Source organism: Lonsdalea quercina subsp. quercina, from assembly GCF_000688655.1.
Taxonomy (GTDB): Bacteria; Pseudomonadota; Gammaproteobacteria; order Enterobacterales; family Enterobacteriaceae; genus Lonsdalea; species Lonsdalea quercina.
Map to the genome: position 1 here is coordinate 66528 of NZ_JIBO01000012.1, position 22633 is coordinate 89160.

The 22633-nt window shown below is 58.2% G+C and carries 17 protein-coding genes; 3 read left to right on the top strand and 14 right to left on the bottom strand.

The annotated features are described in order from the left end of the window. Positions 1 to 32: 32 nt before the first annotated feature. From RZ35_RS12615 to RZ35_RS12625, 3 genes are all read left to right on the top strand, one after another. Positions 33 to 590, top strand: coding sequence for a DcrB family lipoprotein (locus RZ35_RS12615; RefSeq protein WP_026743640.1), 558 nt, complete (start codon positions 33 to 35; stop codon positions 588 to 590). Between the two features lie 167 nt (positions 591 to 757). After that, positions 758 to 1774 carry an inner membrane protein YhjD gene (gene yhjD, locus RZ35_RS12620; protein WP_051625568.1) on the top strand — a complete coding sequence of 339 codons (1017 nt, stop codon included), beginning with the start codon at positions 758 to 760 and terminating at the stop codon, positions 1772 to 1774. 48 nt (positions 1775 to 1822) lie between these two features. After that, the gene (locus tag RZ35_RS12625) at positions 1823 to 2023 is read left to right on the top strand and encodes a 2-hydroxymuconate tautomerase family protein (protein ID WP_026743641.1); all 201 of its coding nucleotides are present in this window, start codon (positions 1823 to 1825) and stop codon (positions 2021 to 2023) included. Positions 2024 to 2179: 156 nt separating this feature from the next. Here the strand turns inward: RZ35_RS12625 and RZ35_RS12630 are convergent, their stop codons facing one another. The 14 genes from RZ35_RS12630 to dppB all read right to left on the bottom strand — a co-directional run bounded on the left by RZ35_RS12630 (position 2180) and on the right by dppB (position 22614). After that, positions 2180 to 3649: a M16 family metallopeptidase gene (locus tag RZ35_RS12630; protein ID WP_026743642.1), complete on the bottom strand. Its 1470-nt coding sequence runs from the start codon at positions 3647 to 3649 to the stop codon at positions 2180 to 2182. A gap of 266 nt (positions 3650 to 3915) precedes the next feature. Further along, positions 3916 to 5208 (bottom strand): dicarboxylate/amino acid:cation symporter, encoded by a 1293-nt coding sequence (locus RZ35_RS12635; RefSeq protein ID WP_026743643.1) that lies wholly within the window; start codon positions 5206 to 5208, stop codon positions 3916 to 3918. A gap of 303 nt (positions 5209 to 5511) precedes the next feature. Beyond that, on the bottom strand, positions 5512 to 6651 hold the full coding sequence (locus RZ35_RS12640) for a HAMP domain-containing protein (protein ID WP_026743644.1): 1140 nt from the start codon (positions 6649 to 6651) through the stop codon (positions 5512 to 5514). A 240-nt stretch (positions 6652 to 6891) separates the two neighbouring features. Beyond that, on the bottom strand, positions 6892 to 7905 hold the full coding sequence (locus RZ35_RS12645; protein WP_026743645.1) for a glycosyl hydrolase family 8: 1014 nt from the start codon (positions 7903 to 7905) through the stop codon (positions 6892 to 6894). Between the two features lie 10 nt (positions 7906 to 7915). After that, positions 7916 to 8386, bottom strand: a complete 471-nt coding sequence (gene bcsD / locus RZ35_RS12650) for a cellulose biosynthesis protein BcsD (protein ID WP_026743646.1) — start codon at positions 8384 to 8386, stop codon at positions 7916 to 7918. Between the two features lie 2 nt (positions 8387 to 8388). Continuing rightward, a complete protein-coding gene (locus RZ35_RS12655) occupies positions 8389 to 12228 on the bottom strand; it encodes a cellulose biosynthesis protein BcsC (protein ID WP_026743647.1) in 3840 nt (1279 codons plus the stop codon). A gap of 11 nt (positions 12229 to 12239) precedes the next feature. Then, positions 12240 to 14621 carry a cellulose biosynthesis cyclic di-GMP-binding regulatory protein BcsB gene (bcsB, locus tag RZ35_RS12660; RefSeq protein ID WP_081825728.1) on the bottom strand — a complete coding sequence of 794 codons (2382 nt, stop codon included), beginning with the start codon at positions 14619 to 14621 and terminating at the stop codon, positions 12240 to 12242. Next, on the bottom strand, positions 14621 to 16744 hold the full coding sequence (gene bcsA / locus RZ35_RS12665; protein ID WP_026743648.1) for a UDP-forming cellulose synthase catalytic subunit: 2124 nt from the start codon (positions 16742 to 16744) through the stop codon (positions 14621 to 14623). Before bcsA ends, bcsB begins: the two co-directional genes overlap by 1 nt. Before the next feature lie 95 nt (positions 16745 to 16839). Further along, the gene (gene bcsQ / locus RZ35_RS12670) at positions 16840 to 17640 is read right to left on the bottom strand and encodes a cellulose biosynthesis protein BcsQ (RefSeq protein ID WP_026743649.1); all 801 of its coding nucleotides are present in this window, start codon (positions 17638 to 17640) and stop codon (positions 16840 to 16842) included. Continuing rightward, a complete protein-coding gene (gene bcsO, locus RZ35_RS12675) occupies positions 17631 to 18179 on the bottom strand; it encodes a cellulose biosynthesis protein BcsO (RefSeq protein ID WP_026743650.1) in 549 nt (182 codons plus the stop codon). The genes bcsQ and bcsO overlap by 10 nt, the downstream gene beginning before the upstream one ends. 499 nt (positions 18180 to 18678) lie before the next feature. Continuing rightward, the gene (dppF, locus tag RZ35_RS12680) at positions 18679 to 19695 is read right to left on the bottom strand and encodes a dipeptide ABC transporter ATP-binding subunit DppF (RefSeq protein WP_026743651.1); all 1017 of its coding nucleotides are present in this window, start codon (positions 19693 to 19695) and stop codon (positions 18679 to 18681) included. Beyond that, positions 19695 to 20669, bottom strand: coding sequence for a dipeptide ABC transporter ATP-binding protein (gene dppD, locus RZ35_RS12685; protein ID WP_026743652.1), 975 nt, complete (start codon positions 20667 to 20669; stop codon positions 19695 to 19697). The genes dppF and dppD overlap by 1 nt, the downstream gene beginning before the upstream one ends. Before the next feature lie 10 nt (positions 20670 to 20679). After that, entirely contained in the window at positions 20680 to 21585 is a 906-nt protein-coding gene (dppC, locus tag RZ35_RS12690; RefSeq protein WP_026743653.1) for a dipeptide ABC transporter permease DppC, read from the bottom strand. A gap of 9 nt (positions 21586 to 21594) precedes the next feature. Then, positions 21595 to 22614 (bottom strand): dipeptide ABC transporter permease DppB, encoded by a 1020-nt coding sequence (gene dppB / locus RZ35_RS12695; RefSeq protein ID WP_026743654.1) that lies wholly within the window; start codon positions 22612 to 22614, stop codon positions 21595 to 21597. Positions 22615 to 22633 lie beyond the last annotated feature (19 nt).

A 22633-nucleotide genomic window follows, 5' to 3' on the forward strand; every position in this document is an offset into this window, starting at 1 on the left:
CATTATGTTTTCTGGTTAAGGAAAGAGCTGCTATGTCGAAAGTTGTAAAATTTATCGGAATCGGCTTGCTGGCCGCCACGCTGGCCGCCTGCGATGGCAAAAACGATGAGACGTCTTCCGCCACGGATGCGGCCGCACAGGCTCAGAGTAGCCAGACGATCTCTTTGCTCTCCGGCAAACTGACGTTCACACTGCCCGCAGACCTGAGGGACCAGAGCGGAAAACTGGGCAACCAGGCCAATAACATGCACGTGTACGCCAACAAAAGCGGACAAAAAGCGGTCATCGTTATCTTGGGCGACAGCACCACTGAAGATCTGCCGGTGCTGAGCCAGCGTCTGGAAGACCAGCAGCGTACCCGCGACGCCAATCTGCAGGTCGTCACCAATAAAACCATTGATGTCGACGGCCACAAGCTGCAGCAATTAGACAGCATCATCTCCAGTAGCGGTCAGAAAGCTTACTCCTCCGTCGTCCTGGGCATCGTCGGCGACCATTTGATGACGCTGCAAATCACACTCCCCGCAGAAAATCAGCAGCAGGCGCAAACCGAGGCGGAAAATATTCTCCGCACGCTGAAACTGAGCTGATATTTACCGTTCAGGGCGTTAACGAGGNCCTGAACGGCCTTTGCAACCACGACCATGACGCCCTATTTGCCCGTCTATTCCTGACGGAAGCCCGCGTAGAACTGTTATTGAGAGTATCTCGGTTATAATCAATCGGATGGATAACTGCGCGTAAGAGGTTTTATTACATGTCCGTAACACCTAAACGGCCCCCTGACAATACACCGGCCCCTATCCCTTCCAAAGAGGACGCAGCGTCCCCGGCGGAGAAAAACCCTATCGCCCGGCTGACCCGCTGGAGCAAATGGATTCAGTCTCTGCCTTACGTCGCGCACTTTATTCGCGCCGTCGAACGGTTCAATGACCGCATGGGCAGCCAGTTCGGGGCCGCCATCACCTACTTCTCCTTTCTGTCGCTGATCCCCATTCTGATGGTCTCTTTCGCCACGGTCGGGTTCGTGTTGGCTTCAAATCCCGATTTGCTCACGGAGCTGATCAGCCGCATCGTCAATAGCATCAGCGATCCTAACCTCGCTAATACGCTGAAAAATACGGTAAATACGGCGATACAGCAGCGTACCACCGTGGGTTTGACCGGTTTGCTGATCGCGCTGTACTCCGGGGTGAATTGGATAGGTAACCTGAGAAACGCCATCCGCGCGCAGTTCCGCGCAAAGTGGGAACGCAATCCGCACGATGAAGAGAAAATCTATTTTCAATACCTGTGGGATTTTCTGTCGCTGCTGGGACTATTGATCGCCTTGGCGTTCACGTTATTCCTGACTTCCGTCGCCGGGACCGCGCAAAACAGAATTGTCATCGCGCTGGGACTGGAGGGGATCGAGTGGTTGCGGCCCGCCATGACGCTGATCGCGCTGTCGATTTCAATCTTCGCCAACTATTTGTTATTTCTGTGGATATTAGGCGTTCTTCCCCGACGGAAACCCAATCGTAAGGCGCTGTTACGCGGAACCTTGCTGGCCGCGGTCGGTTTCGAAATCTTGAAATTTATTATGACCGTCGTGCTGCCCAAACTGGCGTCTTCGCCTTCTGGCGCAGCCTTTGGCTCGGTGATCGGCCTGATGACCTTTTTCTACTTCTTCGCCCAGCTGACGCTCTTTTGCGCCGCGTGGATCGCCACCGCTAAACCCAGACATCATCATATATCCGAGGACACAGCCGAACCGCCGGTTGCGGCTTCCTAACAGTCGGCGGCTCGGCCGCCGTTTACGTTACCCCGACAGGAGAAATGTATGCCGGTTGTTACCGTTCGCATCCTCAAAGAGGACACCACCGCCGAGCAAAAGGCGCAGGTCATTAATGGCATCACGCAGGNGCTGGAGACAGCGCTGGGAAAGGACCCGGCCAAAATCATCGTGATGATTGATGAGGTCGAGCCAGAGAACATGGGCGTCGGCGGACAGAGCATCATCGAACGGCGCAAGTCGTCCTGACCCCGCGGGAACCGGCGGTGACACGCCGGACGCCAATCCCTTCTGATGACAGACCGCGCTGCGGTCTGTGTTTCCCCCCTCGATCGAGTGATGATAAATAACGCCGGGGCGACAACCCCCTAAAAGCGGCGCGTGCCTGCCTCCGGCTCACTCAACCTACGGCGAAGCGGGCGCCGTTTCATCCGCCGCAGGCGCGACGCTCTCCGCCGGTTTCATCAACTCGTTATACCTATCTTGCAACTCTTTCAGGTTGGCCTCGGGTTCGCCCGGCGGCTGTTGCAGCACTAGCGTCGCATTTTGCGCCAGTTGCAGGCGCAGCGCCTGATTGAGGGATCCCAGCGTCACCGCGGAGAGGTAATGTTTACGCAGCTGCTGATACTGTTCCGGCGCGATATCCACCACGCCGCTTCGCTGCGAGCGCAGCCGCTGCTCCATCAAAATCTGCGTGCCGGTGCGGGCATAGGTGGCGAAAAGCTTGTCCAGCTCTTCGTTTTTACGCGCCACCAGCGCATCAAATTCCGCCTGTGTCAGGCCATCATCCTGCAAGGCGCTGAGCGCTTTGCCCACCAGCGTCACGCCCTCGACCAGCTGTTCGCCGTTCAGGTTGTCCATATGTAGAGAGCACTGCGCGCGTCCATATAAGACATTGCAGTCGAAACGCAATTTGGCCTCTTTCAGCGCGCTTCTCTCCAGCGCCTGCTCTACGCGCTGGAACATCGCCTCCCGCGCCAGATCGCGCTGCCAATAGCGCGCGAGCGCGTTTGAATCCCGAATCGGCTGCCAGACCGTATCCCAGACCAGCGCGATGGAGTCCGGTCTGCCCGTAACGCCGATCAGTCGGGCCGGTTCCACAGGCAACGCAGACAATACCGGCAGCGGCGCCGGCGTCGCGCGTTTGCCCTCCAACGGCGAAAAAACCTTCCTGATCTGCTCGACGATGGCGCGGGAGTCGACGTTCCCCACGACATACAGCGTCATCGCATCCGGGGTATACCACGCTTTGTAGAAGGCCAGCAATGGTTCAGCCGTGAGCGGCGTTTTGACCGGCTGCCCCGGATTGTGCGCCAACAGAATGGAGTTTTGAAGGCGGTAGCGCCAGACGGGATCGTGCGGATTCGGCGGCAACGTGGCGNCGCCGTCTCCCTTTTGCAGTGTCGTACCGATGATTTGGTCGTCGATTGACAGACCACCTGCGGTTTCCGCCAGCCAACTCAGCGCGTCTTTCAACAGCTCCGGTCGATTATTCGGCAGGCTCAAATTATAGGAGGTGAAGTCGTAGGAGACGACGACTGGCGACGGCCGATCATCGTTGGGAGAAGATGCCCATAATGCCGCCAGTTGGCCCGGCGTAAACGATGCATTAGGCATCATCGCCAGGCGGGGAATGACGTGAGAAAATCCAGTTTGCTGTGTGTTTTCGCTCAACGATCCCGTATTCACCACCAGACGGAGTTCGAGGTGGTCGTTGGGACGCTGAGGGGTGGTCAGAAGCTGCCAGCTAAAGCCGTTATCCAGCTTACCCTGCTGCCAGGCGGGATCGGGCTGTAGCTCTTCCGCCAGTGCAAAACGGCCGAAAACCGCCAGTAAAACGCCACCGAATAAAAGGCTGACTTTGGTTCCCTGCATGTGAACCCCTGCTTTTTCATCACTCTCTGAAGACGTGCATTTTATGGATTACGGTGACGGTTTTGCGGTCACCACACGGTGTACTCACCTCTCAAAAAACAGAGGCGCAGTGTACCATTCGCTTGGACCGCGCGCTTTCGTCGATGTCACTTAGTCAGGCGAAATATACCGAAAAAAGTGGAAAATGCTGAATTTGGACTCATCCGATAAACAGCGGCCCACAGCGTTGATATTCGCTGTGGGCCGTTGGCGGAAAGGCGGGAACGTCAGGAAACAGGCGGGGAAGAGGGCGCCGGTTTAGAGGGTTTGTTGTTATCCAGCGCCTCATTCAGCTGCTTTTCATCCAACTGGCCGACCCACTTGGCGACGAAGATTGTCGCGACGCCGTTACCGACAAGATTAGTCAGCGCGCGGGCTTCCGACATAAAGCGGTCGATCCCAAGAATCAGCGCCAACCCGGCAAGCGGCAGATGGCCTACGGCGGAGATGGTGGCGGCCAGCACGATGAATCCGCTGCCGGTGACGCCCGCCGCCCCTTTCGAGGACAACAGCAACACCACCAGCAACGTGATCTGATGCCAGATATCCATGTGGCTGTTGGTAGCCTGCGCAATAAACACCGCCGCCATCGTCAGGTAGATGGAGGTGCCGTCGAGATTGAAGGAATATCCGGTCGGGATCACCAGCCCCACGACCGACTTCTTACAGCCCGCCTTCTCCATTTTCTCCAGCATGCGTGGGAGGACCGACTCGGAGGAAGACGTCCCCAGAACAATCAGCAGTGATTCCTTAATGTACCGAATGAACTTGAAGATGCTGAAGCCGGTGGCGCGGGCAATGGATCCCAGCACCAGAATCACGAACAGCAGACAGGTCACGTAGAAGCACACCAGCAGCTGTCCCAGCTGCACCAGCGAGCCGACGCCGTATTTGCCGATAGTAAACGCCATCGCCCCAAACGCTCCCAACGGCGCCAGGCGCATGATCATGTTGATGATGCCGAAAATGACTTTGGAAAAGCTTTCGATCACATCAAAAACAATTTTCCCTTTCGCGCCTAAACGGTGCAGCGCAAAGCCGAACATCACCGCGAACAGCAGCACTTGCAAGATATTGCCGCTGGCGAACGCGCCGATCACGCTGGCGGGAATGATGTCCAGCAGGAACGGGATGACGCCTTGCTCCGCCGCCTGACTGGCGTAGTTGGAGACCAGAGACGCATCCAGCGTGGCGGGATCGACGTTCATCCCCGCGCCCGGCTGCATCAGATTGACGACGACCAGCCCAATAAGCAGCGCGATCGTACTCACCACTTCGAAGTACAGCAGGGCGACGGCGCCGGTCCGGCCCACCGCTTTCATACTTTCCATGCCGGCGATGCCCGTCACGACCGTACAGAAGATCACCGGTGCGATGATCATCTTAATTAATTTAACGAAACCATCACCAAACGGTTTCATTTGCTCGCCGATAGATGGATAAAAATGCCCCAGTAGAACCCCGATGGTAATTGCCACAATCACTTGAAAATACAAACTATTAAAGATTGATGTTTTCATCATTATGTCCTTGGGTAGGAGTGCACACGTGGACGAAAACGGCATGACACCGCCACCTGTGATTGCGCAAAAAGTAACATTGCATTAACAGCGCAGATATCTTTTTTAACTTAAGTATGTGACTAAAAGGTGAGAGTTAAGAGCTGAATCGCATCAACGGATCATGAATAAAAAGAGNGCAAAAACAGCCTGATAACAATATCTGCGGGAGAGGAGGATGGAGGCCGTACTAACACACCGTCAGTTATTAAGTCATTTAAATAGGCGCTATCGCCGCCCACGCGTTGAAAAGTAACGGCAGCGTTAAGACAAAGAGGACGCGTGAGAGAGAACGACGGAGAGAACGCCGNCGCGACCCGCGCCTCGCGCCTGCTCCATCGTAAGACGGGCCTGCGCCAGCCACTGCCCGGCGGCATTAGCCTCCTTCTGCGCCACCTCGTCCAGCACCGTCAGCAGACCGATACTGATGTGCACGCCTTCGCGCAATCCGCCTTCACGCAGGCGGGCAAGGGGTTGATGTCCCCATACCTGAGCAAAATCGGCTCCTGCCGGCACGGCGGCCAACATCGCATATTCGTCGTTATCGAGCCGTGCCAGCAAACCGGACTCGCCGATGACGGACCGGAGCGCCGCGAGCGTGGGCAGCAGATCGTCTTGTCCCAGGACCGTATCCGCTTCCAGCCCCACCACGCACAGACAGAACGGTTCACATTGGCGGGATAAGGCGTCGATAAGCGTCGCTTTGTCTGCCAGTCCCCCCTCCCCCGCGCGCCGGTGCGACTTCCACCGCCGCAAATTTCGGTTATAGCTACGAACCAGCATGCCCAGCTCATCGTCGATGTGCCGCTCCGGCATCGTCAGCGGACAGTCAGGCAGAGACTCGGAGGATACGTCCTGCAACTCCTTGATGATTAATCGCAGCGGGNTGACGACACGGTGTTTTACGCACCAGGTGATGCCCACCGAGAGGATCAGCGCCAGCAGCAGATAGGTGACCAGCAGGGTCGAAAAGGTGCTGACGATGAACTGGAACATCCGGTACGAGTCAGCCTGCAACACCAGATGCGCCAGCGGCGTCGAACCCGGCACCTGCGGCAAGGAATATAACGGAATCGAGACTTCTATCGGCAGGTTGAACGTACGAGCGATCCACCGCGGCAAAGGCCGCTCGGACGGGAAGTTGGCATGCAGCGTGTGCAGCTCGCCGGGGAGCACCAGATAAGCCCGGCTCAGGAAGCCGACCGGTAGTAGGTTGTTTAGCAGGCCGTCGGCCTCGACCACATCGCCCTGCAAGACGGCATTGGTCAGAGGCGTTCGCACAGAATAGGCAATATGTTCCAGCTGGCGCACGTAATCATCCCGTCGCTGATGCACGAAATGGAACAGCTGGATCACGATAAACAGGCAGACGGCGGTGACCGACACTGCCGAAATCACCGTCATCTGTTTGATAGTTAGTGAACGACGAACGTGCAAACCTATTCTCCCAAAACCCCGACGCACGGGGAAAAACAGCCGTACAGTATATCTCGAGCGCCAAGTTTATAGGATGCAAAGGGGAGTCGGTTAAAAGGTTTAAGGATTTTTCTGAGGAAAGTGTTTCCGTCAGTGGCCGAGCATCAAAAAAAGGCGCTCTTGTCAGTCTGAAACAGGCGCTGCCGGGCGACGGCTGCGCCGGTGGGGTTAACGGACGTCGGCAGTGACCCGCGCCAGGTTAGCCAGCAGATGCAGGCTGGCAGAGTAGTAGTCTTCTTCAGGGCTGATGACATCATTGACCTGATGGCTGTCGCCCATCGCCAAATCCCGCACCGCCAGCAGGCCGCCGTTCATCATGTAAGGGGCGGTATGATTATTCAGTACGTCGACCCAGGCTGGCGTACGAAGACGCGGGAAACCATGCCAGTACAGACGGAACGTACTCAGCTCCGGACTTTCACGGTCATACCAGTAAACGTACAGCGGGATGCGGATGGCGTCATAGCTAAAGCGCGACGGCCAGTTCATAGCCGGGGCGGTCGTGCCATCGGCGTTCAGCGCCACCCAGTCGGACGGCAGATTGGCATCGCCGAACCGCGTCTTGCTCAGCAGAACCATTCCGTCTTCGATCAGCTGATGCCATACCGGCAAACGGCTGCGCTTGGAGAAATCTTCCCATGCGGGGAAGATAAAATAAGAAGGATTGAGAACGAGGTAAGTGCCTTTATTGAAACCGTTCGCACCCGGCAACATTACCGTATGTCCGGCGTAATGGGTCACATTGTGCGCGATGATGTCTTTTTGCAGGCTGTCCGACGCCTGAAGATACGGCTCATTGCGCCACTTCTCACCGGCCTTCAACAAAGCCCAGGCAATCATGACATCGCCATCGGAAGCATTATTTTTATCGGCCACCGGGTCGGCCGCCGTCGGAGCATAACGCCAGTAGAACAGGCCATTCTGCTTATTGTTAAGATGGGCCTGCGTCCATGACCACAGGCGGTCGAAGGTGCTCCGGTCATCATAATGCACCGCCAGCAACATGGCGAAACCTTGCCCTTCCGTATGGCTGACATTGTTGTTGCCGGTATCCTGAATTCGCCCGTCCACCGTTAAAAAACGGCTTTTATAGCTATCCCATCCCTGATCTGCCGCTATCGCACTCGTGCTGCATAACGCCATGAGCAAGACCATAGTCCAATGCCGCAATGGCTGTATCATGCTTTACCCTCTAGTTATTCTGATAACGAAATCTCAGAGCCGTCTCGCCGTCGGTCACTTCACCGNCCAGCGGCACATGAGCGCCGCCGCCCTGCTCTTTCAGCCAGTGAGCATACAGCCCCTGCAACACCGCCTTGATCGCCATCAGCCAGCGCGCCTTGCTCAGCGCACCCTCTCCGGCAGGCAGCGCCAGGTGGAGGATCTCCAGCGACGCGCCACCCGGCAGCAATTCGACATAGCCCCAGTCAAACACGGCCAGCACCGCATTGACCTCCCGCTCCAGATCTGCCACGGTCAAAGCCGCCGGTAAGGGATACCGTTTCGCGAGCGCCTCGCCCATTTGCTGGAGAAAGGCCTGACCTTCGCTTTCGCCAACGTTGTTCATCATATTTTCGATGATGATCCCCAGAAGATCAAACCAGCCCGGCGGGCACTGCTGCTGGCGATAATACTGCAAGGTCGTTTGCTGCCATTCACTCATGCTTATTCGCCTCCAAGCCTATAGCGGAAATAGAGTTGCGCGTGGCTTTCGTTATAGTCACCGAAAGTATCGTAACCGAGTTGACCGCCGATGGTGACGTTGCGATTGATCTTATAGTCAGCCCCGGCGTGCAGATTGTAACCGATGCCGTTTTTACTGGTGCCGGGGTAGTAGGCTTCCTGAGTCAGGCCTTGCGCCGCCGCCGTTTCCAACATTCGCTGCCACTCCGGGTTGTTCGGATAGTAAGCGCTGCGATCCTGCGAGTAGGACTGATAGCCCAGCGCGCCGCCGATCTTCACGCTCAAATCGTCGTATTTCTGGGTGTAGTCGATGGGGAAAGCGACCGAGACGAAGTTCTGCGGGCTGAAGTAGCCGCCCTGCCCGTAGCTGTAGTAGCTCAGGTTGCGGGAGAAATCCATCCACGACAGGCTGATGCCGGTCTTCAGCTCACGCTCGCTATCGTGATAGGGACGCACGTAAGCTCCTGCATTCGCCACCAGACTTTTGTTGCTCTTCACATTTTCGCCCAGATAGCTGTAGGCCCCCGCGCCGCCATAGAAACCGGCGTCGCCGTCGTCATAGCTCAGCAGCGCCGTTCCGCCGTTCTTGGTCACGCGGCCCCACTTCTGACCGCCGAACGCATCGCGCGCGCCAACGTAGGACAGCAGGCTGTCGGTGACCGCCCGGCGTTCGCCAGTCAGCACCAGCGTCAGGAAGTCGGTCAGTTTCGGCGACCACTGAACGCCCCCCACCAGCGTGCTGAGATCTTGCCCCAGCGGGGTCGAACCGATGTCCGCTTTGTACTGCTTACCGGTCAGCGCGAGATTCAGCTCCACGCCGGTGGCATTCTGTGCTCCGGGAGAGTCCGCCGTGATCTTGTCGAGGTTGAAGCTGTCCGAGGAAGATTCGGCCTGTGCCTTGATAGATTGCTGGATAGCTCCCAGCCCAAAGCGGCGGCTGGAGGTGTCTTCGGCGCTTCCTGCGCTCAGCGTCACGGGCGTAACGGTAACGTTGAAGCGATCTTCGCCCAACGGCGCGCTGGACCACGTCAACGGCGCTTTCGCCTCGGTTAACTTACTGAGGCCGGACTCGCCGTCCCGACCGCGCACCTGCACCCCGGCCTGAGTCCAGGTGCCGGTGTCGCTCTCCAGCGCATCCATCATCTGGTTTATCTGACGGAAGGTGCCGTTCTGCGCGGAGGCCGTCGTGGTCCCCTGCGTCCCGTCGAGGCGTTGCCCGCTCACCGCGCGATAGTCGNTAGTCTCGTCGCGCTGCTGCCACGGCATCACGCTGCCGTAGGTCGACGGCGACCGCCGCGTGCTTTCCGTCGTCCGGTTGATAAACGGGTTATCCGAAAGCGCCAGTCCGCCAATCACCGGCAGGCTGCCGGACTCCGCCCCCCTCAGCCCAATCATTTTTCCGCGGGCCGTACGCAGATAAGCCAGCGCCTGCGCTTTGTCGCCTTTCGCGTCCGCCACGCGCGCCAGCAACAGCAGTCGCTCCGGCGTCTGTTTGTCGCGCAGGCCATCGGCCAGCGCGCTGGCTTTCGAAACGTCGTTCTGCGCCAATGCCACGTCGATAGCGCCGACGCGCGCATCCTGCGAGGGGGTATCGCGCGTCATCAGATAGTCATAGACCGTTGCCGCTTCCTGATTCATCTTGCCGGACTGGTAGAGCCGCGCCATCGCCAGCATCAAATCGGTATTCTGCGGATCGTGCTGCAACGCGCCGATCAGCTTGTCGTAGGCGGCCGCATACTGTCGGGCTTCACGCAGGCGATCCGCCTCCTGAATCACGCCGCCGTTGCGCACCGAGGCCAACTGCTCCGGCGTGCTGCGGGACAACATGTCCGGATTGCTCAGCCACGCTTGCGCCTCCTGACTTAAACCGGCCTGATTCAATACGGCCACCTGGGCCGCATAATCGCCCGCGTTGCCCTGAACCCCGCGTTGCATATTGCTGCGCACCACGCCGACCGCGCCGGCGACATCGCCTGCCGACGCCAGCGCCTGCGCCAGCTCACCGGCATCCTGCGGATCGGCTGGCGGGTTAACCGCCAGCGCTTTCAGGGTGTTGGCCGCCGCGACGTTGGAACCGGTCTTAAGATAATCCCGCGCCGTCTGCATCTGTAGGTTGAAGCTGGCCCGACGGGCCAGCGCGCGCATGTTGGACGTCTGCTGGCGTTCCGGTACGCGAGCCAACAGCGTTCCGGTCTGCTGCCAGGCGCCGTTCTGGCTGGCGAATAGCGCGCCAGCGAACAGCTGCTCGGCGCCGGCGCCGGGACGGTACAGCGGCTGCATCACATCGGCTGCTGTCGTCATGTCCCCTTGCTGCTTGTAGATGCGCGCCAGATCGTATCTTACCCAGCCGTCGGCGGGCCAACGCTGTACCGCCTGCTGCAACAGCGCGATAGCCTGCGCTGGGNGGCCCGCCGCCCGCTCGCGCTCCGCGGCGCGCCTCATCGACGCGCTGCCTTCCTCCACCGCCACGCGCGGCGCCAGACGTTGGCGCACGCTGTCCGGCAGCTCAGCCAGCAGGGCCTCGGCTTCCGTACTGCGATTCTGCCGTTGAAGCACATAGTAGAGTCCTTCCTTCGCCGCGCTGTTGTTCGCATCCAGCGTCAGCACATCGCGATAGCTTTGTTCCGCCTGCGTCAGCTGATTGCTGCGCCGTTGCACATCGGCCCGAAACAGACGAACGGCAATGCCGCGTTCTCCGTCGGCCTGCATCAGCGGTTCGCTAAGCGCCAGCGCCTGCGGCGTATTTCCCGTTTTCATCGCCTGCTGCGCCNCGCTCAGCTGCGCGTAGAAACGCGCGTCCTCCGCCTGCTGCTGACGTTCGACGCTGTTTTCGCCGCCCTGCTTCGCCGCCTGCTCCAGATAGTTGGCGGCGCTGGCGTAGTCGCCTCGACGCTGAGCGATATAACCGAGACCGGCCAGCGCATCCGCATCCTGCGGCGCGGCCTGGAGTACTTGTTCAAATGCCCGCTGCGCGCCGTCCGTATCGCCGCTGTTCAGCTCGGCGAACCCTTTTCCTATAGCCGCGCCGCCGACATGGGTGCGGTAGTGCGTCATGACCGCGTTATCCTGCGGGTGCCGCTGCTGGTAGTTGTCGTATAGCGGCGCGTCGTCCAGCTGAGGACTCATCCATAGCAGTGCCTGACGCATGGCGCCGTCTACGTCGGGATTGCCCGAGGCCATCGCATCCAGCAGCCGCAGCCCTTCCCGTCGGGTGGATTCCTGATAGGNCAGCGCCTTACCCAACGCCAGCCGGGCCTGAGTATCCTGCGGATTCGCCGCCGTGAACTGACGCAGGCCGTCCACCGCCTGCGGCCACAGCGTGCGGTCGCCCGCCATGGTCAGATAGTATTCCACTGCGACGTTGGCCGGCGGCTGGCCGCCGTCGAACAGGTTACGCCAGGTTTGCAGCGAGGCGGCGATGTTGCCGCTGCGGGCCTGCTGACGGGCCAGCGCCAGCTGAGCAGGGGGAATATCCTGCCAACGCCGGGAGTTGTCCAGCGCCTGCAACCGAGGGTCCTGAGGCGAAATGCCAGCCAGACGCGCGCGCCACTTCGTCGCCTCGGCGTTGTCGCCGCGTTGTTGAGAGTAAAGCGCCATCAGGTAAATCGCGCGGGTGTTGTCGGCGTCAACCGCCAGCACCTTTTGCAGCGCGCCTTTGGCCAAATCGTCGTGGGCGCGTTGATGCCAATATTCCGCCTGATCGAACAGCGCCTGGAACGCCGGGTTGTTGTTGTCCGCCGCCAGCGTCGGCGCGGACAGGGCCGCCGCCCCCACCAGGCACGATAACCGAAGCATTGTGGCAGTCAGTGTGTTCTTTTTCATAGATCGCTCAATTATTTCCGACCTGAGTCACGCTCGTCCCGCGGATGCAGACGGCGATGAGCGTGGCGTTTCAGCACGCGATACAAAACCGCTCCACCTAACGAAGCCATGATTAAGGCGACAAACGCCAGAATGACGGCATGCTGGTTGGCATACCAGATAATCATCATGTACCAGGGCATTTGCCCGCTGGGGAACTGCGGGCCGACCCGAAAACTGCGGATGCCGTTCTCATCGGTGATGATGGCGGTATCGCCCCGGATTGCCGCGGTGATACGCGTCGACGTCAGATCGCCGTGCAGCCGCTGCAACTGCTGGTCGTTCGTCGCCAACACGACTACCGCCACGCGTTGAGGGTTCCACGGGGAGCGATAGCTGACAAAACCGCGCCAGAACTCATTCGATGAGAAATAGCGGTCAGCGTCTATCGGATGGCGAGACCAGTCACCGGTCAGCCAACTGACCAATTTTTCCGGCACGCTCGGCATTTTAACCCCCAGCGCATGGCCGTCCGTCTGGTATGGAGACTCCGCCAGCAGCGCCGTGTTAAATCCGGCATGCGCTAACGTCGTGACCGCCAGCACATCGCTGTTTTGCAGCCGATGCCGCTCTACCCCCTCTTTCGGCACGCCGAATACGACCTGGTTATGGTTGATGCTGACGCCGGTCGCATCGCCGGAGCGGCCTGCCATGTCAAGCAACGTGCCAATCTCCTGATCTGAAGGGCGTTCCGGCAGCAACATCACCGTCTGTGCATAGTCAGCCAGACGGGAGAAGGGGAACGACGCGCCGATGAAATACGACAGGTTAGGCAGCATCGTGAAGTGACGCGTGCGGGTCAGGTCTATCCACGAGTCGTTCTCAATGCGGCTTTTGATGTTGTTGTTCAACAGTACGCTGCACGGGGCATCCGCTTTCGGCCGGATGTTGAAGTAGAGCTGTAGCTGGTTAAAACCGTAAATCAGATACGGGTCGAGCTTCAGCGTGTAGGACTCCTGACGATTGTCGCCCCCCAGCCGACGCCAAAGCTGCTCCAGCAGACCTTCCTTTACCATTGGTAAATTATTGATAAAAGTGCCATTAAGCGTGACGTTTAGGTCAGAGCGATGTTCGTCAATCCAGCTTTCCGCCGGGAAGCGGTAGTTGATGTGCACCGGGATCGTTTCGCCGTCCCACAGGAAGAGATCGGGGGCCGCCCGGAACTTGAGGTTCTGCGCGGAGTGCCAGATGCCTAGGGACGTCATGCTCTGCCCTGGCTCCAGCAGTTCGCTAAACCGGACACGCCGATCGGTGCTGATCCAGCGCGGCGCGTCGTAGCTCTTATGGCGCGGAAGCGTCAGCGGCGTGACGGTGATGGATGTCTGTTTCGCAGTCAACGGCTGACTGACGAGATGATAGGCAGCCTGTTTTAGCTGTTGCTCGTCCTTCCCCACCACCAACAGCAGCTTGTAAATCGGATTGTCGGGGTTATCCACCAGTTGCAACGTCGGGGCATCGACCTGGGGCAGCGTCACGCGGCCGATCTTCTGGCCCGGATAGCCGAACAAAATACCGTTCTGTTCCGGCATGCTGTCGCGCTTCACGGGGAAAATAATATCTCGTCCGTTGGCCTGCCCCCCCATCCAGGACGCCACCAGCGCCGCCGCGCTCACCTGATCGGCCGTCGGCTCGGCGGGGAACACCATCGGCACGGAGGCCGTCGCCATCTGCATGGAGTCGATAAACGGCCGCGGGAAGTTGCCGATGNCCGCCCCGACGTTCAACTGCTGCTCTTCCAGTTGCAGCATGGTGCTGGGCAGAATGATGACGCTGTACTGTTGTGCATTGTCGCGCTCGCACATCAGGCGATCGGAATTAATGATGCGGAAGCTGAGGTTGTTGTCGGAAACCACCAGCGCGGCGGGGATCTCTATCTGATAGGTCCCGGTCTCCTGTCCATTCGTGGTCAGAGGCACATTGCCCAGCGGCTGTCCATTCAGCATCAGTTGCAGCGCGGTGTTGCGCTGGGCCAACGCCGGAGAAACGGCGAACTTCAGCGCCAAATGGGCGGCAGTCACCACCTGATCGGCGGAGAGCGTGAATCTCAAACCAGCCTGCAACTGACCGCCGCTTAAAGCGACGCCCTGCGTTTGCCCCATTTGCGCCACGGAAATCGTGCTGCTGATCGGTTGGTTGTAAACGCCAGACGACGCATTGAACGCGGGGACGGTCTGAGACGGCATCGCGGGAGGGGAAGCGGTGTCATACGCGCCGGGAATTCGAGGCAACTCGTCAGGCAGCGGGGCATCAATCAACGACAGCGGACGGCTGGATTCCCCGGCAGCGGCGGCGGCGCAGAGGCACAGCAGCAAAACCGTCGTCAATAAAGAAGGCGTCCTTAACAATCTGTACATCATACCGTTTTATCCTCTTGCTGCATCCCTTCGGTCGTTGAGGGTAAGGCTGACGGCGTCGGCCCCGCCTTCTTTTTTCCCTTCCAGGTCAGCCAGAAGAATTCACACACCGTTCGGAATACCGTCACGAAGGAGCGCAGCGGGTTATCCCGCGGCCAAGGCGGGTCAATCCAGGCATCCGCGCGCGAAAGCACGACGCGCACCAGACCACGGCGTTGCGATAGCGGGATTTCATCAAATTGCAGACGGATCGTACTGTCATCGAAACTCACGGACTTTACCGGCAGCGCGATTTCACCCGCGCGAGACAATAGCTCAAGGCACTCAATGGGGTCCGTTTTGTGACGCTGATCCGGCGCTTTGATTTGCGCGCCGCCCATCGACAGATCCACCGTCACCGTACGCGAGGCGATGCCGCTGGCGTAGTGAATAATAACCGGCAGCTCAACGTCGATACGGATGGTCTGCCGCGTCTGCTTCGTTTCCCGCGCCACCGCGATAGCCGCCATTAAAATCAGCAGACTGATGCAGGCCCAGGCGACGTTCAGGGCGATAACATACGGGTCGACGTGGTAATAGTGGTGCCCGACGGCCCGAACGGCGCCAATGACAATGCCCGCGAACAGCAGGACAGCGGTCGCGATATGCGGTCGTACGATGCGAAAGTCGAAAAAGCCCACGTCCAGCAAGCCGCCTTTATCCGTCACATTGAATTTGCCGTGACGCGGGGAGAGCAGGGTTAGCAACGTCGGAATGATCAGGTGGAACGCCATGACCGTTTCATAAATTTCCCCCCAGAAGCTGTAGCGGAAACGTCCGTTCATCCTCGCATTGAGGTAGACCGACATCACCAGATGCGGCAACACGTAGGCAAAGATCAGGTTCGCCGATGAATGAATAATGTTCAGGTTAAACAACAGATAAGACAGAGGCGCAGTCAGGAAGATGACGCGCGGCAGGCCGAACTGGAAGTGCAGCATGGCGCTGAGGTAACACAGACGCTGCTGCCAGGTCAGTCCTCTTCCCAACAGCGGATTGTCGACGCGGAAAATCTGCGTCATCCCTCTCGCCCAGCGGGTACGCTGAATGACATGCAGCACCAGTCGCTCGGTCGCCAACCCCGCCGCCAGCGGGATCGCCAGAAACGCGGACTTCCAGCCCCGACGCTGCATCTTCAGCGCCGTATGCGCATCTTCCGTTACCGTTTCCACGGCGAATCCNCCCACTTCTTCCAGCGCCGTACGACGAATCACCGCGCAGCTGCCGCAGAAGAAGGTGGCGTTCCAATAGTCATTCCCCTGCTGGATCGGCCCGTAGAACAGCTCGCCCTCGCTCGGCATCTGTCTGGCCGCTTTGAGGTTGCGTTCGAACGGATCGGGGGAGTAGAAGTAGNGCGGCGTCTGCATCAGCGCCAGCCGGTCGTCTTTCAGGAACGCGCCCACCGTCGCCTGCAGGAAGATACGTTTCGCCACGTGGTCGCAGTCAAAGACGCAAATCAGTTCGCCGTTGGTGAGCTGCATGGCATGGTTCAGGTTGCCCGCCTTGGCGTGCGAGTTATCGTCGCGGGTNATATAGCCGACGCCAGCCTCTGCGGCAAACACCGCAAACTCGCTGCGTTTGCCGTCATCCAGAAGGTAGACTTTGAATTTGTCCTGCGGGTAATCCATGCACTGCGCCGCCAGCACTGTGTCCCTCACCACGTCCAGACTTTCGTTATAGGTCGGGACGTACACATCCACGGTCGGCCACAGATTGGTATCCTCCGGCAGCGCCTCGATACCACGTTGTAGCGGCCATAGGGTCTGCATGAAACTCAGCATCAAAATAACCCAGACGTAGACCTCGGCAATAAATAAGCCGATACCCAAAATAGTTTCAATCTCGGAATTAAAATGCAGCGTTTCGGTCGCACGCCAGTATATATAACGCGTTGACATTAATAACGTGAGAATCACCATGACCACCGTGACCTTTCGGCTTTCACCGCGGCCCAATAAAAACAGCATGCCAATACTGATTAGGCCAAAGATGTATTGTTTTTGGCTATCCATTGGGGTGATGATAATCACTAACGCGACCGGAAATAGCACCAGCAACATGAGATAAAGAAGTGCCTTTTTCATAAATCTAGCCTGATGTTCAATAATGAGCGGGTCAATGCAAAAAGAGGAAATATCCTATAGTGATTGACGCGGAATTATTATAAACGGCCTGCCTGTTAATAAGAGGCAGGCACGAATGTCTTATAGACTTCGCCATTACCCACTTTAATATCCAACATCGCCGAAATACGTTTGCTGATTAATTCAATATCAAACGCTGCCGCCGAAGCCGGACTAAAATCGAAAATGGAGCGCTGTGAGGCGTTAGCTTCGACGACGCTTTCATCGCGATGTACGCAGCCAATTAATCTGTCGCCTTTGTTTTCCTGCATGTACGCCGCCACATCCCGGCTGATCGCACGTCGCGTATCCGTCTGATTCAGCAGCCAGTAATACCCCTGTTTATAGTTCAACGGCCCGCCAGTGAATCGCTTTTCTTCGACCGACGAAAGGAGAGACAGCGAGGCGGTATCGGCTTGCATGACGACCAGATGCAGGTCGGCCAGCTCGGTCATTGCTTTCAAGGCGGGGCTGGGGCCGGGAGGAAAGTCTGCCAGGATAACAAGGCCGGGGTAGTTCAGCATGGCGCTGAGTCCACGCGCCAAAAATGCGGGGTCCGCCAGGCGCCGATCGAAGTCCTCACGCTGCGTTTCCGTCACGCCGCCGTAGGGCAACACGAAAATATTGCCGCCTGCCGTCAGGATGGACTGGCTCCAGTCAGGGGAATCGACTGCGGCCGACACGAAGCCTCGCTCATCGGATAGCGGAATGCCGAAATNCAGGCGCAGCGCATTCTGGACATCAAAATCTATCGCCAGCACTTTGCTGCCGCCGCGCGCCAAGGCATAGGCCAGATTGGCCACCATCGTGGTTTTTCCAACTCCGCCTTTCGGAGAACAGAGACAGACTAACGGCATGAGGCAATTTTCTCCAATAGCGGTTTCAACAGTGTGTCTTTATTCGGCGCTTGTGCGGTTTGCCGACCACGCGTGCTGAACATTTGCTTATAACGCTCGGACCCGAGCGGCGCCGTGCTGACCGCAGCGGTCGATTCCGGGCGGGACGCAAGGGCAGATGAACCAATCTCCGGCGACGGCGATGACCTCGTAGGATCGGCCGCCTGCAAAGGCATGGACGCGGCGGTCACCGCATTCAGGAGCGATCGCTGGCCTGAGGCGGCGCCGTTGCGCGGGCGGGTATGGAAATCGTCCAACCTGGCAGGCTTGACGGCGGAAGCCGGCCCCGCAAATACATGTTTCGCGACAGGCTTCAGAGAGGGCGGCATGCCATCGTCTAATGAAGATTCGGCACCGCCTTTATCTTCATTAATCACTTGCTTCACAATGGCCCAGCGAGAACCTTCATCATGCAAAGAACGCCCCAACATTTCCTTGAAATTAATGTCTTCCGACTGGGTCTTTTCTTTGAAATGCTTCAGATCGTCATAGCTTTTCATAAGCCTCCCAAATCTCTACATGAATGGCGGCTAATATACCATTAATGAGAGAACACTTAATCAAAATATCCTCACCTATTATTACAAAATAGATTGGCGCCAGTTGTGAAAATATAATGATTAAAATGATGCGTCTCTTTTATCTGTTCTTTTCTCCACCAAAACCCGCGCAGTGAAAAATAGTTCGCACTCTTGCCAAGTGTTTATAATTGGGCGTTTTATAATAAAAAACGTAATATTTAATTACCAGGTAACGGGCGTTGTCGTCGCGGAAAATAAGACTTTCCAATACGATAAAGTATTCATAACCTTTTCTTTTTCCAACCGGAAAACCAGCACGTTATGTCGTTGGTTCTTCTTTCCCTTTGACAATAAAGCGGATAAGTCTGTTTGCAGGGATGAGCGGGCGCGCCTGTCCGTGTCGGCGGCATTGAAGCGCAGTAGCAGTAAACCCGCCAGACGCCTGACTTATCGTCTGACGGACTTGTAGAACCGGTTCTTATGGCGATACGGGCTGGGGCTGCGCTTCTTCTTCATCCACTGCAAAGCAGGCCACCTTCCGTTCGCCGTAGGCGATAAGCTGAGGCTGCCGTGCCACACAGACATCAAACCGTCGTCGGCATCGGGTGTTGAACGCGCATCCCGGCGGCGGATTGAGCGGGCTGGGCAGTTCTCCGCTCAGCTTGATGCGCTCGCGGCGCAAATCGGGACTCAGGCGGGGCGTCGCGGAGAGCAGCGCCTGAGTGTATGGATGGCGTGGACGGTCGAAAATCGCCGCTTTGCTGCCCTGTTCGACGCAGCGGCCCAGATACATCACCATCACTTCATCGGCGATATGCTCGACCACCGAGAGATCGTGGGAGATGAACACGTAAGACAGGCCCAGCTCCTGCTGCAAGTCCATCATCAAATTCAGGACCTGCGCCCTGACGGACACATCCAGAGCCGAAACAGGTTCGTCCGCGATCAGCACGTCCGGGTCCAGCATCAATCCGCGGGCAATGGCGATGCGCTGACGTTGCCCGCCGGAAAACATGTGCGGATAACGGTCGTAGTATTCCGCTCTCAAGCCAACCTTCGCCATCATCGCCAGCGCCTTTTCCCGCCGTTCGGTTCGACTCAACGCCGTGTTGATCACCAGTGGTTCTTCCAGAATCTGGCCAATTTTCTTGCGGGGATTCAGCGACGCGTACGGATTTTGAAACACGATCTGAATTTTCTGCCGCCGTAACTTTTCAGCCGCGGGGTCCGCCTTCAGCAGATCCTGTCCCTGATAATACAGTTCGCCGTGGGATGGAGTTTCAATCAGCGTCAGCAGGCGCCCCAGCGTCGATTTACCACAGCCGGATTCGCCGACCACAGCCAGCGTTTTACCCCTTTCCAGCGTAAACGAGACACCATCCAGCGCTTTCACCACGCGCTGAGGCTGAAATATCCCAGACTTCACCGGGTAGTATTTTTTCAACGCACGCGCTTCCAACAGCACGTCCCGACGCACGTCTTTATCGTGACTCATCAACTGGGCCTCCCCGAATCATCCAGCGGCGTATGGCATTTCACCCGGCGATCGCCCCAGGGTTGCAGCCTCGGCTCCTGCTGGCGGCAGTGGTCGGTGACATACGGGCAGCGCGGATTCAGTAGGCAACCCAAGGGTCGGTCGTACTTGCCGGGGACGACGCCCGGCAGCGAGGCCAGCCGCGATTTATCCGTTGCAAACTCCGGCAAAGCCCGCAGCAGCGCCTGTGTGTAAGGATGACGCGGCGCGTTGAAAATCTCGCCGGCAAGCCCCGACTCCACGACCTGCCCGGCATACATGACGATGATCTGATGCGCGGCTTCGGCGACCAGCGCCAGATCGTGGGTGATCAGTATCAGCGCCATATTTTCCTGCTGCTGAAGCGTCAACAGCAGATCAATAATTTGCGCCTGAATCGTGACATCCAGGGCGGTGGTCGGCTCATCGGCGATCAGCAGCTGCGGACGACAAGCTATCGCCATTGCAATCATCACCCGCTGGCTCATGCCCCCCGACAGCTGATGAGGATAAACCTCCAGCCGCGAGGCCGGATCCGGTATGCCGACCATCGTCAGCAGGTCGATGGCTCGCTGGCGTCGGGTCCGACGGTTGCCGCCCTGATGCACCTTGATGGCTTCCATAATCTGAAATCCTACGGTGTAGCAGGGGTTGAGGCTGGTCATCGGGTCCTGAAAGATCATCGCGATCTCCGCGCCGACTAGCTGACGGCGCGCTTTCTCCGGCATGGCGATCAAATCACGACCGTCGAACGCCAGACTGTCGGCCGCGACCTGACCGGCATCAATCAATCCCATAATTGCCAGCGAACTGACCGATTTGCCGGAGCCGGATTCTCCGACAATCCCCACGNCCTGACCGCGTTCTACCTGATAACTGACACGGTCGACAGCCTTGAACGGCTGCTCGCCCTCGCCGAAACTGACGGACAGATGTTCTACGTTTAGTAAGGCCATCGCTCTTCCTCTACGACTGCTTGAGTTTGGGGTCGAGAGCATCGCGCAAGCCGTCCCCCACCAAATTGAATGCCAGCACCGTCAACAGAATCAGCAGCCCCGGAAAAGTCACGACCCACCACGCGCTTTGCGCATATTGCAGCACGTCCGACAGCATGGTCCCCCATTCGGGTGTGGGCGGCTGCGCGCCCATTCCCAGGAACCCCAGCGCCGCCATATCCAGAATTGCATTGGAGAACCCCATGGATGCCTGAACAATCAGCGGAGCCAGACAGTTGGGAAAGATGTTGATGAACATCTGCCGCATGGCGCCTGCGCCCGCGACGCGGGAAGCGGTGACGTAGTCGCGGTTGGCCTCCAGCAGCACCGCGGCGCGCGTCAGGCGTACGTAGTGCGGCAGCGAGACGAATACCAGCGCAATAGCCGCATTCACGATCGACGGGCCGAAAATCGCGACCAGCACCAGCGCCAACAGCAGGCTCGGCAACGCCAGCATGATGTCCACCAGCCGCATGATGGCGGCATCCACCAGACCGCCGAAGTAGCCGGAGATCAACCCCAATACGGTTCCGAGCAGTAAGGAGATCGTCACAACCAGGCACCCGACCAGCAGCGACAGGCGCGCGCCGTACATCAGGCGGGACAACATATCGCGCCCCACATCGTCCGTGCCGAGAAGAAATTTCCAGCTGCCGCCATCCTGCCACACCGGCGGCGCCAGCAACGCGTCACGAAACTGTTCGGACGGCGAATGCGGGGCCAAAATGCCCGCCCCGATCGCGATCGACAGCATGATCATGATGTAGACCAGCCCCACGACGGCACCTTTATTGCGACGGAAGTCGTGCCAGAACGCCTGCAGCGGCGTCAACGGCAGCGGCGCCGAATTCGTCACGTGTTGAGTCAGTTGCGTCATTGCGGCCTCCTATTTGCCATGCCGGATGCGCGGATTCACCACGCCGTACAGCAGGTCCACCAGTACATTGACCAGAATGATCAGCGACGCCACCAACAGGACGCCGCCCTGCACGACCGGATAATCACGGCGTTGCAAGGCATCCATCAGCCAGCGTCCCAACCCCGGCCAGGAGAAAATGGTCTCCGTCAGAATAGCGCCTGCCAGCAAAGTGCCAACCTGGAGCCCAATCACCGTGACCACCGGCAGCATGGCATTACGCAGCGCATGCACCACAACGACGCGCTGGCGGCTTAACCCTTTGGCGCGCGCCGTGCGGATATAATCTTCGCCCAGCACTTCCAGCATGGAAGAACGGGTCATACGCACGATGACCGCCAGAGGAATGGTGCCAAGCACGATGGCGGGCAAAATGATATGCATCACCGCATCGACGAAGTCGCCCTGTTCCCCCCAGATAAAGGTATCGATGAGCATGAAGCCAGTCAGCGGCAGCGACTCATCCAGAAACAGGGTATCCCCCACCCGGCCGGACACCGGCGTCAGATTGAGATGAACGGAAACCAGCATGATCAGCATCATTCCCCACCAAAAGATCGGCATGGAATACCCCGTCAAGGCTACGCTCACCGCCGCATGATCGAAGAAGGAGTCGCGCTTGACTGCCGCCAACACGCCCACCGGAATCCCCACCGCGATGGCGAAAATCATGGCGCATACGCCAAGTTCCAATGTGGCTTTGAAGCGCGGAACGAACTCTTCCCATACCGAAGTACGGCTTTTGAGCGAGGTGCCTAAATCACCGTGCAGAACGCCGTTGATGTAGTGGATATACTGTTGCCACATCGGCTTATCCAGCCCCATTTCCATCATCAGCTGAGCGTGNCGTTCGGGGGTGATCCCCCGCTCGCCAGCCATGATCATGACAGGATCGCCGGGGATCAGGTGCACAAAAGCAAAGGTCAGTAGGGTAATACCGATAAACGTTGGGATAACCAGCCCTAAACGCCGGAGTATGAACTGAAACATATCCGCACTCTCAATAGAT

Excerpts from the sequence above, each read along its gene's own strand:
- RZ35_RS12615 (WP_026743640.1), top strand. The coding sequence starts at position 33 with ATGTCGAAAGTTGTAAAATTTATCGGAATCGGCTTGCTGGCCGCCACG.
- yhjD (WP_051625568.1), top strand. The coding sequence starts at position 758 with ATGTCCGTAACACCTAAACGGCCCCCTGACAATACACCGGCCCCTATC.
- RZ35_RS12635 (WP_026743643.1), bottom strand. The coding sequence starts at position 5,208 with ATGAAAACATCAATCTTTAATAGTTTGTATTTTCAAGTGATTGTGGCA.
- RZ35_RS12645 (WP_026743645.1), bottom strand. The coding sequence starts at position 7,905 with ATGATACAGCCATTGCGGCATTGGACTATGGTCTTGCTCATGGCGTTA.
- bcsO (WP_026743650.1), bottom strand. The coding sequence starts at position 18,179 with ATGAAAAGCTATGACGATCTGAAGCATTTCAAAGAAAAGACCCAGTCG.
- dppF (WP_026743651.1), bottom strand. The coding sequence starts at position 19,695 with ATGAGTCACGATAAAGACGTGCGTCGGGACGTGCTGTTGGAAGCGCGT.
- dppC (WP_026743653.1), bottom strand. The coding sequence starts at position 21,585 with ATGACGCAACTGACTCAACACGTGACGAATTCGGCGCCGCTGCCGTTG.